Here is a 12,923-nt window from a genome sequence, read left to right on the forward strand (position 1 = left end):
GGGAGTTCATGATTCATGTGATTTCTGCCGTCAATCGGCACCTCTACGAGGACGTTCTCGAACAGTATTTTCGGGTTCGTCACGAGATTTTTGTCGAGGAGCGGAAATGGGAGGCGCTACGCAAGCCCGACGGCCGCGAGATCGATAGCTACGACAATGAGGACGCGGTCTACCTGCTGGCTCTCGAAAACCGCCGGGTGCTCGGCGGCTCCCGCCTGTATCCCACCACCAGACCGACGATGATGAGCGAAGTCTTTCCGCATCTCGCGGCGGTGCGTGGTTGCCCGTCGGACCCGCTGGTCTGGGAGTGGTCGCGCTTCTTCGTGTCGCGCGAGCGCCGCGACGGCGCGTTCAATCTACAATTGATGGCGGCTGCGCAGGAGTTCTGTCTCGATCAGGGCATCGAGCGTCTCTGCCTCGTCATGGAGACGTGGTGGTTGCCGCGCTTCAACGACATCGGATTCATCGTGACGCCGCTGGGATTGCCGGCGCTGGTGGAAAATTCCTGGACCATGGCGGCAACGATCGAGGTCCGTCAGGAGTCGCTCGATGTCGTGCGTGACCGTATCGGAATGACGAGCGTCGTCCAGCAGGACGGTCCCCGGATCGACTGCATTGCCCGTGCCAACCTCCGCGGCCTTGCCGCGCAACGAAAGAGCGCCTGAGATGTCGAACCTGATGCGGGACAGCCAGATCATGGCGCAGACCAAGGACGAGAACCTCGGCTACATGTCCGACATGGCGCTCGAGTTGGCGCAGATGGCGGACGATTCCGGATTGGCGACGCTGGCCTACCTGTTCCGGATGGCCGCGCTGGAGGCCTCGACGGCCAACAGCGTGCTCGCCGAACCGGACGACTTTCCCCAGCAGATGACGTCGCACTAAACGCATCTCTCGCCGAATTTCGACGACATTCGCACCCTCCCTCGGCCTGCCGGGGGAGGGTGATCGTTTGGGTGCGGCAGGTTGCCCCATGCCGCGCGGCAACCTTTTTGCATTGCCGAGCAGGTTTCGGCCGCGCACGCCGAGATGCAACAAAGTGCATGTTTGGTGTCAAATCGCTCTTGCCTCGGAACGATACTGCCATTACCCATTTTTCGGCCTTGAACAGGCAGGGGGAGCTCTTTCACTGATGGCGACTGTGTTCGAACATCGGCGCGACACCGCGTGCGCCTGAAAGAGTCTTGATGCTGCTCGTCGTCGAACAGTTCTTGAACGGATTGCAGTTCGGCCTGCTGCTGTTTCTGCTCGCCGCCGGCCTGACGCTGGTGTTCGGGATCATGGATCTCGTCAACCTCGCGCACGGCTCGCTCTACATGATGGGCGCCTATTTCGCCGCGACCTTCGCGGCCTGGACCGGCAGCTTCCTGCTCGGTGCGCTGCTGGCGCTGGGCGCGACGCTGGTGCTCGGCATCGTGCTCGAGATGAGCGCGCTGCGACATCTCTACGGGCGAGACCATCTCGACCACGTGCTCGCAACCTTCGGCCTGATCCTCTTCTTCAATGAAGCCGTGCGGCTGATCTGGGGCCCGGCCGGCCTTGCGCTGCCGCTGCCGGCCTGGCTCACCGTGCCGGTGCCGATCCTGCCCGGCATCCACTACCCCGCCTACCGCCTCGCCATCATCGTCGTCGCGCTGCTGGTGGCGCTGTTGCTCTATCTCGGCGTGATGCGCACCCGCATCGGCATGCTGATCCGGGCCGGCGCCTCCAACCGCGAGATGATCGGCGCGCTCGGCATCAACATCAAGCTGCTCTACACGCTGGTGTTCGGCTTAGGTGCCGCGCTCGCGGGCCTTGCCGGATTGATGCAAGCGCCGATCCTCACCGTGCAGATCGGCATGGGTGAGAACATCCTGATCCTCGCTTTCGTCATCATCGTGATCGGCGGCATCGGCTCGATCCGCGGCGCGTTCCTCGCCGCGATCTTCGTCGGCATGATCGACACGCTCGGCCGCGCCTTCCTGCCCAACCTGTTGCGGCAGGTGCTGAGTGGCGCCGCCGCCTCCACCGCCGCGCCCGCGCTGTCGTCCATGCTGATCTATCTCCTCATGGCGATCGTGCTGGTGGTGCGGCCGGAGGGGCTGTTTCCAGCCGAGTCGTCGATGAAGGCTTTCACTGTGAGCAAGGCCGTTACGGCCCTGATGCTGGCGGGCCTCGTGCTGCTGCCGCTCTATTCGCATCTGACCGGCAACATCTTCATCCTGACGCTGTTCACCCGCATCATCATCCTGGCGCTGGCAGCCGCGAGCCTCAACCTCATCATGGGTTTCGGCGGCATGATGAGCTTCGGCCACGCCGCCTATCTCGGCATCGGCGGCTACGCAGTCGGGATGCTGGCGCAGGAAGGTGTCGGCAGCGGCTTCATCCAGTTTCCGGTCGCGCTCGCGGCCTCCGCGGCTTACGCGCTGGTGATCGGCGCGCTCTCGCTTCGCACCCGCGGCGTCTACTTCATCATGATCACGCTGGCCTTCGCGCAGATGGCTTATTACGTCGCGTCGGGCCTGGCACGCTATGGCGGTGACGACGGCCTCACCGTCTACCAGCGCAGCGACTTCTCCGGGTTGATCAATCTCTCGAACCGTACGCAGTTCTATTATCTCTGCCTCGCCTGCCTCCTCAGTGTCATCTTCCTGATCTGGCGCATCGTCAATTCGCGCTTCGGCCTCGTCGTGCAGGGCCTGCGCTCCAACGAGCAGCGCATGCAGGCGATCGGCTTTCCCGCCAAGCGTTACCAGCTCGTTTGCTTCGTCATATCAGGCACCATGTGCGGCCTTGCCGGCGCGCTGCTCGCCAACAACACCGATTTCGTCAGCCCGGCCGTGATGTACTGGACCCGCTCCGGCGATCTCATGGTGATGGTGATCCTGGGCGGCATGGGCACGCTGTTCGGCCCGATCATGGGCGCGGTGGTGTTCCTGCTGCTGGAAGAGTTCCTGTCGCAGATCACCGAATACTGGGCGCTGATCATGGGCCCGCTCTTGCTGCTCATCGTCCTGTTCGGCCGCGGCGGCATCATGGGTGTGCTCGGGAGGGCTGGCCGTGGCTGAACCCCTGCTCCGCGTCGAAAAGCTGGTGCGCCGCTTCGGCGGCATCATCGCGACCGACAACGTCTCGCTCGACGTCGCTAGCGGCGAGCTGCACGCCATCATTGGCCCGAACGGTGCCGGCAAGACCACGCTGATCAGCCAGCTCACCGGGCATCTCGAACCGCATTCCGGAACAGTCTCACTGGCGGGGCGGGACATCACCTATCTGCCGGCCTATCGCCGCTGCGCGCTCGGCCTTGCCCGTTCGTTCCAGATCACCTCGCTGCTGCTCGATTTCACCGCCGCCGACAATGTCGCGCTGGCAGCCCAAGCGCATGCCGGCACGTCGTTCCGCTTCTTCGCCAACGCGCGCAAGGAGAATGGCCTGCGCGATGCCGCCCATGCCGCGCTCGATCGCGTCGGACTGTCGCATCGTGCCGATGTCGTGGTGTCCAGGCTCAGCCATGGCGAGCGCCGCGAGCTCGAGCTTGCGGTGGCGCTCGCGAGCAAGCCGAAGCTGCTGCTGCTCGACGAGCCGATGGCCGGCTTAGGGGTCACCGAATCCCAGCGCATGGTGAAGCTGCTCCAGGAGCTGCGCAAAGAGGTCTCGATCGTGCTGGTCGAGCACGACATGCCGGCGGTGTTCGCGCTCGCCGATCGCATTTCGGTGCTGGTCTACGGCCGTGTCATCGCCTCCGGCGATCCGGCCGCGATCCGCCAGAACGAGGACGTCAAGCGCGCCTATCTCGGCGATCAGCATGTGGTGACGCATCATGGCTGACACGCTGCTCGACGTCGACGGCATCGAAACCTGCTACGGCCTGTCCCAGGTGCTGTTCGGGCTGTCGCTGTCGATCAAGCCCGGCGAGATGGTCTCGCTGATGGGCCGCAACGGCATGGGCAAGACCACGACGATCCGCTCGATCATGGGCCTGACGCCGGCGCGATCAGGCGCGATCCGCTTTGCGGGCGCCGAGGTGCGACAGCTTGCGTCGTACAGAATTGCAAAACTCGGCGTCGGCCTCGTCCCTGAAGGACGCCAGATCTTCCCGAACCTCACCGTGCGCGAAAATCTCGTGGCCGCCGCCGCCGATCGCTTCGGCAGCCCCAATCCCTGGACGCTGGCCGCGATCTACGTGCTGTTTCCGCGCCTCGCCGAGCGTGCCGCCAACATGGGCAACCAGCTCTCCGGCGGCGAGCAGCAGATGCTCGCCATCGGCCGCGCGTTGATGACCAACCCGAAGCTCCTGATCCTGGATGAAGCGACCGAGGGCCTCGCGCCGCTGATCCGCGAAGAGATCTGGAATTGCCTGTCGCTGCTCAAGAGCCGCGGACAGTCGATTCTGGTGGTCGACAAGAATGTCGATCACCTCGCTCGCATCTGCGACCGCCACTACATCATCGAGCGCGGCAAGACGGTGTGGAGCGGCACCTCCGACGAGCTGATGGCCGCGCCGGATCTTCAGCACAAATATTTGGGAATCTGAGCCTCGCTCTCTCCCCGTCACTGCGAGCGCAGCGAAGCAATCCAGGAATGCGTCCGCGGAGGCAGTCTGGATTGCTTCGTCGCAAGGGCTCCTCGCAATGACGGTGGAGAAGGCGGGGTGCTCTCACCAATAAATCCCGTGCCGATGCAATTCGCGGATCACACGCGCTTCGACCGAGGGCTGGCGGCGCTTTGGCTTGGCCGCTTCGGTCGTGCTGGATACCGGCGCTGCGGCTGACTGTGCAGGTGCTGTGGCAACCGGCGCAGTCGCGGCCGGCGCGGTCGTAGTCGTCGGCGTGGTGATCGCGGTTTGGATATTTGTCGGCGGCGTTGCTGCCGGAGCCTGCGTTGCAGCCGTCGTGGCCGGCTGCTCGGCTGCCTGCTGGTTCGGATTTGTTGCCGCCAAGCTCAGGCTCCGCGACCCACCGGCATGCACTTGCGTCGCCAGCAGCGACATCGCGGCAATCAGGATCAGCTTGCGCATGGGAATCCCCGTCATCTGGTCAGTCCGTCTTACCTGATCGCGCCGGCCGGGGGCTAACGCGCCAGACGGTGGGTGCCGATTTCGATCAGAGTGGACCGGCAGGAGAGGCGATAGATCAGACTGAACAACTGACTCAACATGATCGAACTCCATTGTTCATCATTTGCAGTAGACTGCGCCCGCTTTCTTTCCGGCGATTTTCGCCGGAATCGGAAAATGGCTTCGTGGGGCGGGTTTGCGATGTCGTCGGAACCCGGCGGACGAAACGGCCTCACGCCGGTGTGAGCGCGACCTGCCGTCATTCAGGGGCGGTCCATAGAACCGAACCCGGAATCTCGCTGTTCCCGGCCTGGCGCTTCGCACTATGCCGGAACGACGGCGCCCACGGGTCAAAACACCTCGAAATACTCGCGGTGCTCCCAGTCGGTCACCTCGGCGAGGAAGCGATCGATCTCTGCGTTCTTGATGTGGGTGTAATAGTCGACGAATTCAGGCCCGAGCTTTTCGCGGAAGAACGGATCGTCCTTGAGTGCGGAAACCGCATCGCGCAGCGATTTCGGCAGGAGCGGCGCCTTGGTCTCGTAGGGGGTATCGGCGGAGGGGCCCGGATCGAGCTTGCGATCGACACCGTCGAGGCCCGACAGGATCTGCGAGGCCATGTAGAGATAGGGATTGGCGGCGGGCTCGCCGATGCGGTTTTCCAGGCGCGTCGCCGCATCGCCGGCTGCCCCGAGCACGCGGATCATCACGCCGCGATTGTCGCGGCCCCAGATCGCGCGGTCCGGCGCCAGCGAATAGGAGCGGTAGCGCTTGTATCCGTTGATGGTCGGGGTGGTGAACACGGTGGAGGCGCGGGCGTGGTCGAGCAGGCCGGCGAGGTACGCCTTGCCGAACGCGCTGAGCGGCTCGCCGTCGTCCTTTGCCGCTTCCTTTGCCGTTTCCTTGGTCATGAACTGGTTCTCGCCAGTCGCGCGCGAGACGATCGACTGGTGCAGGTGCCAGCCGCTCGCGAACACGTTCGGCAGTTTCGGCCGGCACATGAAGGTGGCGTGATAGCCATGCCGGCGTGCGATCTGCTTCGCGGCGGAGCGGAACAGCACCATGTTGTCGGCGGGCTCAAGCCCCTTCCTCGGCGCAAACGTGAACTCGCACTGGCTCGGCCCGAACTCGACCTCGACCGAGCGCAAGGGCAATCCGAGCGCGACGATGTCGCGGCGCAAAATCTCCAGCACCGGCTCCATCTGATCGAAGCGCTGCTCGGTGAGGTATTGATAGCCGTGGCTGAGCAGGCTCACCGAAGGCGGCGTGCCGGGCTGGCCTGCGTCTTCCGGGCGCATATGCGGGTCGTCGAGTCTAAAGATGTGGAATTCGACCTCGAGGCCCGCAACGAAATCGTAGCCGCGGCCAGCGAGCTCATCGAGCACCTTGCGATAGAGCCCGCGGGTTGCGAACGGCACCGGACGGCCGTCGCCAAAATAGAGATCGCACAGCACCCAGCCCGTCGCCGGCGCCCACGGCAACACGCGGAAGGTGGTGGGGTCGGCGACCATCAGCACGTCGGCCGCGCCCTCCATCTCCTTCATGCCGAAGCCGCCGCCTGACGTGAACACCGGAAACACCGTGCGGTGCGAGGTGTCCTTGGCGAGCATGGTGGTGGTGATGGAGCAGCCGCTCTCCAGCGAGGCGAGAGCTTCGGCGGCGATGATGGTCTTGCCGCGCAAGATGCCGTGCTGGTCGGGAAAGGCGAGGCGGATGACCTCGAGGTTCTTTTCCTCGACGATGCGGCGCATGCGCGTCGCCGCGTCCCTCTGCTCATCCGACCACAGCCCATGACGCGCGACGAAAGTCACTTCTCCACTCCTCTAGTCGTTCGACGCGAAGCTGCCGCAACATACTCCGTCATTGCGGAGCGTAGCGAAGCAATCCAGAATCTCTCTCCGCGGGTGCATTTTTGGATTGCGTCGCTGCGCTCGCAATGACGAGGATGGGCCATCACGTTGACTCCGCTACCGTAGGGTGGGCAAAGCGTAGCGTGCCCACCGCGTGCCTATCGTCTGAAAGAAAGCATGGTGGGCACGGCGCTTTGCGCCTTTGCCCACCCTACGGGTTCGGTGCACGAAGGTCACTCCGCCGCCGTCAGCCGATGCACGTTGTCGGCAATGTCCTTCGGCACCGGCGCGGTCCATGGCGCGCCGCGGCGGCGCTTGACATCGACCTCCATCCAATAGGTCTCCCAGCCCCGCGTCGGGCCGATGCCGTCCATGGTCGCCGGACCCTGGATGCTGCGCGCGTTGGCTTCGTCCAGGAACAGCATCGGCTTCTCGCCACCCGACACCTTCTCGATCTCCTGCCGCAGCAGGCGGCGATATTGCACGATCGCCTTGTCGCTCTGACCGAGATGCTCCTTGGTGCGGTCCTGGATCGCGCCCATCGATTCCACCGCCCACTGGTCGTGGACGTTGATATCGGTGCCCATGCCGGTGTAAGTCGCGGTCTGCTGTTCGTGCGGATCGAAGCCGTAGTCGTTGCTGCGGTTCTTGCGCGATTTGTAGTCGGGCAGCTCATAGAGCTCGAGCCGCTGCTCGCGCATCTTCGTCTTGTCCACCGGGTTGGTGTAGCTGGTGAAGATCGCGTACCAATAGCAGTTCTCGTCGTCGACCGGCACGTGCCACTGGGTGATCGTCATCTCCGTGCTCATGGGGATGACGAAGCCATGCGGGAAGAGCTGATTGGTGACGCGCACATGAGTGCGCTCCTCGTCGATCTCGCGCAGTGCGATCAGCCTGAGGCCGTATTCGGTATGCTCGACATTGATGATCGGGCGGTCGTATTCGCGCAGGATTTTGGTCATCGGCAGGTCCGAGCCGGCCGAGGCACCGCGGAATTGCTTGCCGTAGGCGGTGGAGGTGTCCTCATCCTCGAAGAAGCGGTGCAGATAGGAGGCGTGCGCGGGATCGATGCCGACCTCCAGCGCCTGCAGCCAGTTGCACGCCATGTGGCCCTTGAAGGCGAAGGTGTGCGTGCCGGGCGCGATGAAGCAGTCGATCTCGGGAAATGCCGGCGGCTCACCCGCGCCGAGATAGGCCCAGAGGATGCCGCTCTTCTCCACCACGGGATAGGAGCGCTGGCGGATGTTCTGGCAGAGCTTTGAGTCCTTCGGCTCGGCCGGCGTCTCGATGCACTGGCCGGTGGCGTCGAACAGCCAGCCATGGAAGGCGCAGCGCAGTCCGCCATGTTCGAGCCGACCGAAGGCGAGGTCGGCGCCGCGATGCGCGCAGTGGCGATCGATCAGGCCGTAACGCCCTTGCTCGTCGCGGAACAGCACCAGGCTCTCGCCGAGCAGTTTTACGGGACGGATCGGCCGCGCACCCTCCAGCTCGTCCACCAGCGCCGCCGGCTGCCAATAGCTCCGCATCAGCTTGCCGCAAGGATCCTTCGGACCGGTGCGGGTGATCAGGTCGTTCTGCTCCTGGCTCATCATGGCGCGTGCATCCTTGGGCGTTTGTTCGCCTATTGAACGAATGGGCGAATTATGACATGCCTTGGAGCGGCAGCAAGCACTATTTTGCAGGATTGTCCCGAAGCCATGCCCAAGCTGAAGCGCAGCGAGAGCGACGAGCGCGCGACCGATTTCGTCGAGAGCCTCGATCGCGGTCTGCGGCTGCTGCAGTGCTTCGGCGCCACGGCCGGCCCGATGACGCTGAGCGATCTCGCCCGTGCCGCCGATCTGCCGCGCGCCACGGCGCGGCGCATGCTGTTCACGCTCCAGCGCGGCGGCTACGTCGCCGGCGATGGCAAGCTGTTCTCGCTGACGCCGCATGTGCTGACATTGGCCGCATCATATTTGCGCTCGAGTCAGATCATTGCCGTGCTGCAGCCCGTGCTCGATCGCATCGCAATCGCGGCGCAGGAAATCTCTTCGCTGGCGGTGCTCGATGGCGATGACGTCGTGTTCATCGCCCGCGGCGGTCCGACGCGGGTGTTTTCCGGCGGATTGGAGATCGGTTACCGGCTGCCGGCCTTCTGCACCTCGGTTGGCCGCGCCATGCTCGGCCAGTTCGAAGATGCCGATCTCGCCGCGCGCCTGAATGCGATGAACCGCCAGGCGCTGACGCCGCAGACGGAAACCGATCCGAAGGCGCTGCTGGCGCGCATCAGCGCCGACCGCGCACAGGGCTACTCGCTGGTTGACCGCGAAGCGGAGCCGCATTTCCGCTCGATCTCAGTCCCCGTCCGCCGTTATGACGGCGTGATCGTTGCCGCCATCAACATGGGCGCCCATGTCGACCGCGTGCCCGCTCAGGAGCTGCTCGATCGCTTCCTGCCGCTGTTGCGCGACGGCGCGGAGGCGGTGCGCTCGCAACTTCTGTAGCTTTAGGTGCAACGCAAGAGCGGACTGGGCTGACACAGAGCCGTCCTACACGCCGCCGTCTGTGCTATAATGCTGTCCGGACAAGATCAGGGAGCACGCCATGCAACACACCATGGTTCCCAGTGATCGCGTCGAGCACGTCGCCGTCTATGGGAGTGACGGCAGCAAGCTCGGCACGATCGAGCGATTGATGCTCGACAAGGTGAGCGGAACCGTCGCCTACGCCGTGATCAAGACCGGCCGGCTGCTCGGCACTCATCACCACTATCCTCTGCAGTGGAGCGCGCTGAAATATGATCCGGGACGTCAGGCCTTCCAGGCCGAGGTGACGCTGGACCAGCTCAGCAGCGGCCCATGCGAATTCGACGGCGACGCGTTCGATTGGGGCGACCGCTCGCGGCCCTATCCGCATCCGCATTACTGGTCGATCTAGGTGGTGCTGCAGTCTTTGTAGCCCGCATGGAACGCAGCGGAATCCGGGAGCTCACGGCAGGCGAGACCTTCCCGGATTGCGCTTCGCTCCATCCGGGCTACGGGCCACTATCTGTTGCGCATCCAGTCGGCGAGGCCGGACAGCGCCTTGTCGAGATCCTGCCGCGCGGCACGATCTGCTACCGTCTCCTCCAGCGCGCCGCGCATGCACACCATCCACGCGTCGCGCTCGGCATCGCCGATGGAAAAACCGATGTGCCGCTGGCGCAGCCGCGGATGGCCTTTCTCGACCGAGTAAAGCCGCGGGCCGCCGGTCCATTCGGTGAGATAGCGCTTCAGCACGTCCCTGATCAGGCCGAGGTCGGCCGCATGCATCGCGCGGATGACTTGCGCCTCCGGCAGCGTATCCATGCGCTGGTAGAAGCAATCGACCAGAAGCTCGATCGTGGCACCGCCGCCGATCCGCTCGAACATGGAGGTGGTGACGGTGCTGTCGGTCATCTTTACAGCGCCACGCTGCGCAATCCAAAACTGCGCGCTTCGTTCTGCAGCACTGGGCGCACCGCATCGATCAGCCGTGCGGCCGCCGCGTCGACGGAGAGGCCCGCGGTATCCACCACCGCGGTCGCGCGCGAATACAGCGGCTCGCGGCTCAAGAGGATGTTGCGCAGCTCGGCCATCGCTGAGCGATCGTCCGCCATTGGGCGCAGATCGCCTTGGCGGCGGACGCGGGCCATGTGCTCTTCCGGCTCGGCCTTCAGCCAGATCGTGTAGAACGAGGTCAGGATCTGGTCGAAGGTCAGGGGCTCGGAGACGATGCCGCCGCCGGTCGCCAGCACCATCAGCTCGTTGCGCGCGAGCAGCTGCTGCAGCGCCGCCTGCTCCATGCGGCGAAAGCCTTCCTGGCCGTACAGCGCGATGATCTCGGCGACCGAGAGCCCGTTCTGCTGCTCGACCTCCTTGTCGAGCTCGACAAAACTCCAGCCGATCCTCTTCGCCAGCATCCGGCCGAGCGTGGATTTGCCGGCGCCGCGCAGGCCGATCAGCGCAATGCCGCAGAACGGCGCGCGCCGCGGCGCAGACGCGCTGCCGCCGGCGAGCAGATCCTTGGCCTGCGCGATCTGCGCTGGTGTCGCCTTGCGCAGGAGGTCGCGAAACATCTGCCAGTCCGGCGTCGGATCGGCGCTGGGGAGCAGGTCTTCGAGATGTGCGCCCATCGCATCGGAGACGCGGCGGAGCAGCACGATCGAGACATTGCCCTTGCCGCTCTCGAGCTGCGCGATGTAGCGCTCCGAAATTCCCGATACCTTGGCGAGCACTTTGCGCGACATGCCGCGCAGCGCGCGCATGGTGCGCACGCGCTGGCCGAGCTGTTCGAGAAATCGGGATTCGGCGTCGGGACTGTCGGTCATGAGGCTTCTTTAGCGGATGTCCTGCGGCGCGTTTTAATGAAACATAGTGCCTGCTGGCATTGACAGCAAGCCGCTGTGGTGTCTTTCTATGAATTATAATTCTAAATTCGGGGAGGCGTCCGTGAGCGAGGGATCCTACAACGCGGTGACCTGGCTGCTCGACCGTAACGTCGAGGAGGGCAGGGGCAACAAGCTCGTCTTCGACGATACCGTCTCGCGGCTCACCTATGGCGAGCTTCAGCGTGAGAGCCGCCGTGCCGCCAACATGCTGCGCCGGCTCGGCGTTCGCCGCGAGGAGCGCGTGGCGATGATCATGCTTGATACGGTCGATTTCCCGATCGTATTCCTCGGCGCGATCCGCGCCGGCATCGTGCCGGTGCCGCTTAACACGCTGCTGACCGCGGACCAATACGCCTACATCCTCGCCGACTGCCGCGCGCGCGTGTTGTTCGTGTCCGAGGCGCTCTATCCCGTCATCAAGGACGTCGTCGGCCGCATGCCCGATCTCGAGCATGTCGTGGTCTCCGGCGTCAAGCAGAATGGCCACAAGCAGCTCGCCGAGGAGATCGCCGGCGAGAGCGATCAGTTCACCACCGCCGCGACGCATCCCGACGAGCCGGCGTTCTGGCTCTATTCCTCGGGCTCGACCGGCATGCCCAAGGGCGTGCGCCATCTGCATTCGAACTTGCAGGCGACCGCGGACACCTACGCAAAACAGGTGCTCGGCATCCGCGAGAACGACGTCTGCCTGTCCGCCGCAAAGCTGTTCTTCGCCTATGGCCTCGGCAATGCGCTGACCTTCCCGATGTCGGTCGGCGCCACGGTGATCCTGAACAGCGAGCGGCCGACACCGGCGCGCATGTTCGACCTGATGAACCGTTACAACCCCTCGATCTTCTACGGCGTGCCGACATTGTTCGCGGCCATGCTCAACGACGAGACCATGAAGAATGAGCGCGGCGGCAAGGCGCTGCGCATCTGCACCTCGGCCGGCGAGGCGCTGCCGGAGTCCGTCGGCAACAGCTGGAAGGCACGCTTCGGTGTCGACATTCTCGACGGTGTCGGCTCGACGGAGCTGCTCCACATCTTCCTGTCGAATGCGCCCGGCGACATCAAGTATGGCTCCTCGGGCAAGCCGGTGCCCGGCTATGCGGTGCGGCTCGTCAACGAGGCCGGCCAGGATGTGGCTGATGGCGAGGTCGGTGAACTCCTGGTCGATGCACCCTCCGCCGGCGAGGGCTATTGGAATCAGCGCCACAAGAGCCGTCGCACCTTCGAGGGACCGTGGACGCGGACCGGCGACAAATATGTCAGGGATGCCGAAGGCCGCTACACCTTCTGTGGCCGCGCCGACGACATGTTCAAGGTCTCCGGCATCTGGGTCTCGCCCTTCGAGGTCGAGAGCGCGTTGATCACGCATCCCGCCGTGCTGGAAGCCGCCGTCGTGCCGGAAGCCGATCCCGAAGGCCTGCTGAAGCCGAAGGCCTTTGTCGTGCTGCGCCCCGGCGCAACGACGAACGATCTTCAGGAGATGCTGAAGGAGCACGTCAAGCAGAAGATCGGCCCGTGGAAATATCCGCGCTGGATCGATGTGGTGGACTCGCTGCCGAAGACGGCGACCGGGAAGATCCAGCGGTTCAAGCTGCGGGAAGGGGCGCATTGATGCTGGGTGCTGAGCGCACCGCACTCGCCGCGCCTTACCCTCCCCTGG

Annotated in this window: 13 protein-coding genes and 1 pseudogene; 9 read left to right on the plus strand and 5 right to left on the minus strand. The window is 64.5% G+C overall.

Annotation, left to right across the window (positions count from 1 at the left end):
• Positions 1-8 precede the first annotated feature (8 nt).
• From ACSKB8_RS11920 to ACSKB8_RS11945, 6 genes and pseudogenes are all read left to right on the plus strand, one after another.
• Positions 9-665, plus strand: a complete 657-nt coding sequence (locus ACSKB8_RS11920) for an acyl-homoserine-lactone synthase (protein ID WP_164934754.1) — start codon at positions 9-11, stop codon at positions 663-665.
• 1 nt (position 666) lies between these two features.
• Positions 667-885, plus strand: a complete 219-nt coding sequence (locus tag ACSKB8_RS11925; RefSeq protein WP_091884873.1) for a hypothetical protein — start codon at positions 667-669, stop codon at positions 883-885.
• 302 nt (positions 886-1,187) lie between these two features.
• Positions 1,188-2,093 (plus strand): annotated as a pseudogene (locus ACSKB8_RS11930) (branched-chain amino acid ABC transporter permease); the annotation flags it as partial.
• Between the two features lie 9 nt (positions 2,094-2,102).
• Positions 2,103-3,047, plus strand: coding sequence for a branched-chain amino acid ABC transporter permease (locus ACSKB8_RS11935; protein ID WP_438110502.1), 945 nt, complete (start codon positions 2,103-2,105; stop codon positions 3,045-3,047).
• On the plus strand, positions 3,040-3,807 hold the full coding sequence (locus tag ACSKB8_RS11940) for an ABC transporter ATP-binding protein (protein WP_438104256.1): 768 nt from the start codon (positions 3,040-3,042) through the stop codon (positions 3,805-3,807). The genes ACSKB8_RS11935 and ACSKB8_RS11940 overlap by 8 nt, the downstream gene beginning before the upstream one ends.
• Positions 3,800-4,513: an ABC transporter ATP-binding protein gene (locus tag ACSKB8_RS11945; protein ID WP_438104258.1), complete on the plus strand. Its 714-nt coding sequence runs from the start codon at positions 3,800-3,802 to the stop codon at positions 4,511-4,513. Before ACSKB8_RS11940 ends, ACSKB8_RS11945 begins: the two co-directional genes overlap by 8 nt.
• A gap of 123 nt (positions 4,514-4,636) precedes the next feature.
• Here ACSKB8_RS11945 and ACSKB8_RS11950 read toward each other — a convergent pair whose 3' ends face one another.
• From ACSKB8_RS11950 to ACSKB8_RS11960, 3 genes are all read right to left on the minus strand, one after another.
• Positions 4,637-4,996, minus strand: coding sequence for a hypothetical protein (locus tag ACSKB8_RS11950; protein WP_438104260.1), 360 nt, complete (start codon positions 4,994-4,996; stop codon positions 4,637-4,639).
• 389 nt (positions 4,997-5,385) lie between these two features.
• Complete coding sequence (locus ACSKB8_RS11955) at positions 5,386-6,846, minus strand: glutamine synthetase family protein (RefSeq protein WP_438104262.1); 1,461 nt, start codon at positions 6,844-6,846, stop codon at positions 5,386-5,388.
• 272 nt (positions 6,847-7,118) lie between these two features.
• Complete coding sequence (locus ACSKB8_RS11960; protein ID WP_438104263.1) at positions 7,119-8,477, minus strand: aromatic ring-hydroxylating dioxygenase subunit alpha; 1,359 nt, start codon at positions 8,475-8,477, stop codon at positions 7,119-7,121.
• 105 nt (positions 8,478-8,582) lie between these two features.
• Between ACSKB8_RS11960 and ACSKB8_RS11965 the strand changes: the two genes are divergently transcribed.
• Positions 8,583-9,368 carry an IclR family transcriptional regulator domain-containing protein gene (locus ACSKB8_RS11965; protein WP_438104265.1) on the plus strand — a complete coding sequence of 262 codons (786 nt, stop codon included), beginning with the start codon at positions 8,583-8,585 and terminating at the stop codon, positions 9,366-9,368.
• 100 nt (positions 9,369-9,468) lie between these two features.
• The gene (locus ACSKB8_RS11970; RefSeq protein ID WP_128936903.1) at positions 9,469-9,801 is read left to right on the plus strand and encodes a PRC-barrel domain-containing protein; all 333 of its coding nucleotides are present in this window, start codon (positions 9,469-9,471) and stop codon (positions 9,799-9,801) included.
• A 107-nt stretch (positions 9,802-9,908) separates the two neighbouring features.
• Here the strand turns inward: ACSKB8_RS11970 and ACSKB8_RS11975 are convergent, their stop codons facing one another.
• The gene (locus tag ACSKB8_RS11975) at positions 9,909-10,301 is read right to left on the minus strand and encodes a group II truncated hemoglobin (RefSeq protein WP_438104267.1); all 393 of its coding nucleotides are present in this window, start codon (positions 10,299-10,301) and stop codon (positions 9,909-9,911) included.
• Positions 10,302-10,303: 2 nt separating this feature from the next.
• Entirely contained in the window at positions 10,304-11,212 is a 909-nt protein-coding gene (locus ACSKB8_RS11980) for a helix-turn-helix transcriptional regulator (RefSeq protein WP_438104269.1), read from the minus strand.
• A gap of 121 nt (positions 11,213-11,333) precedes the next feature.
• Here ACSKB8_RS11980 and ACSKB8_RS11985 point away from each other — a divergent pair, with 121 nt between their 5' ends.
• On the plus strand, positions 11,334-12,875 hold the full coding sequence (locus ACSKB8_RS11985) for a benzoate-CoA ligase family protein (protein ID WP_370990951.1): 1,542 nt from the start codon (positions 11,334-11,336) through the stop codon (positions 12,873-12,875).
• Positions 12,876-12,923: the final 48 nt, after the last annotated feature.

Source organism: Bradyrhizobium sp. BR 1432, assembly GCF_051547705.1.
Taxonomy (GTDB): domain Bacteria; phylum Pseudomonadota; class Alphaproteobacteria; order Rhizobiales; family Xanthobacteraceae; genus Bradyrhizobium; species Bradyrhizobium zhanjiangense.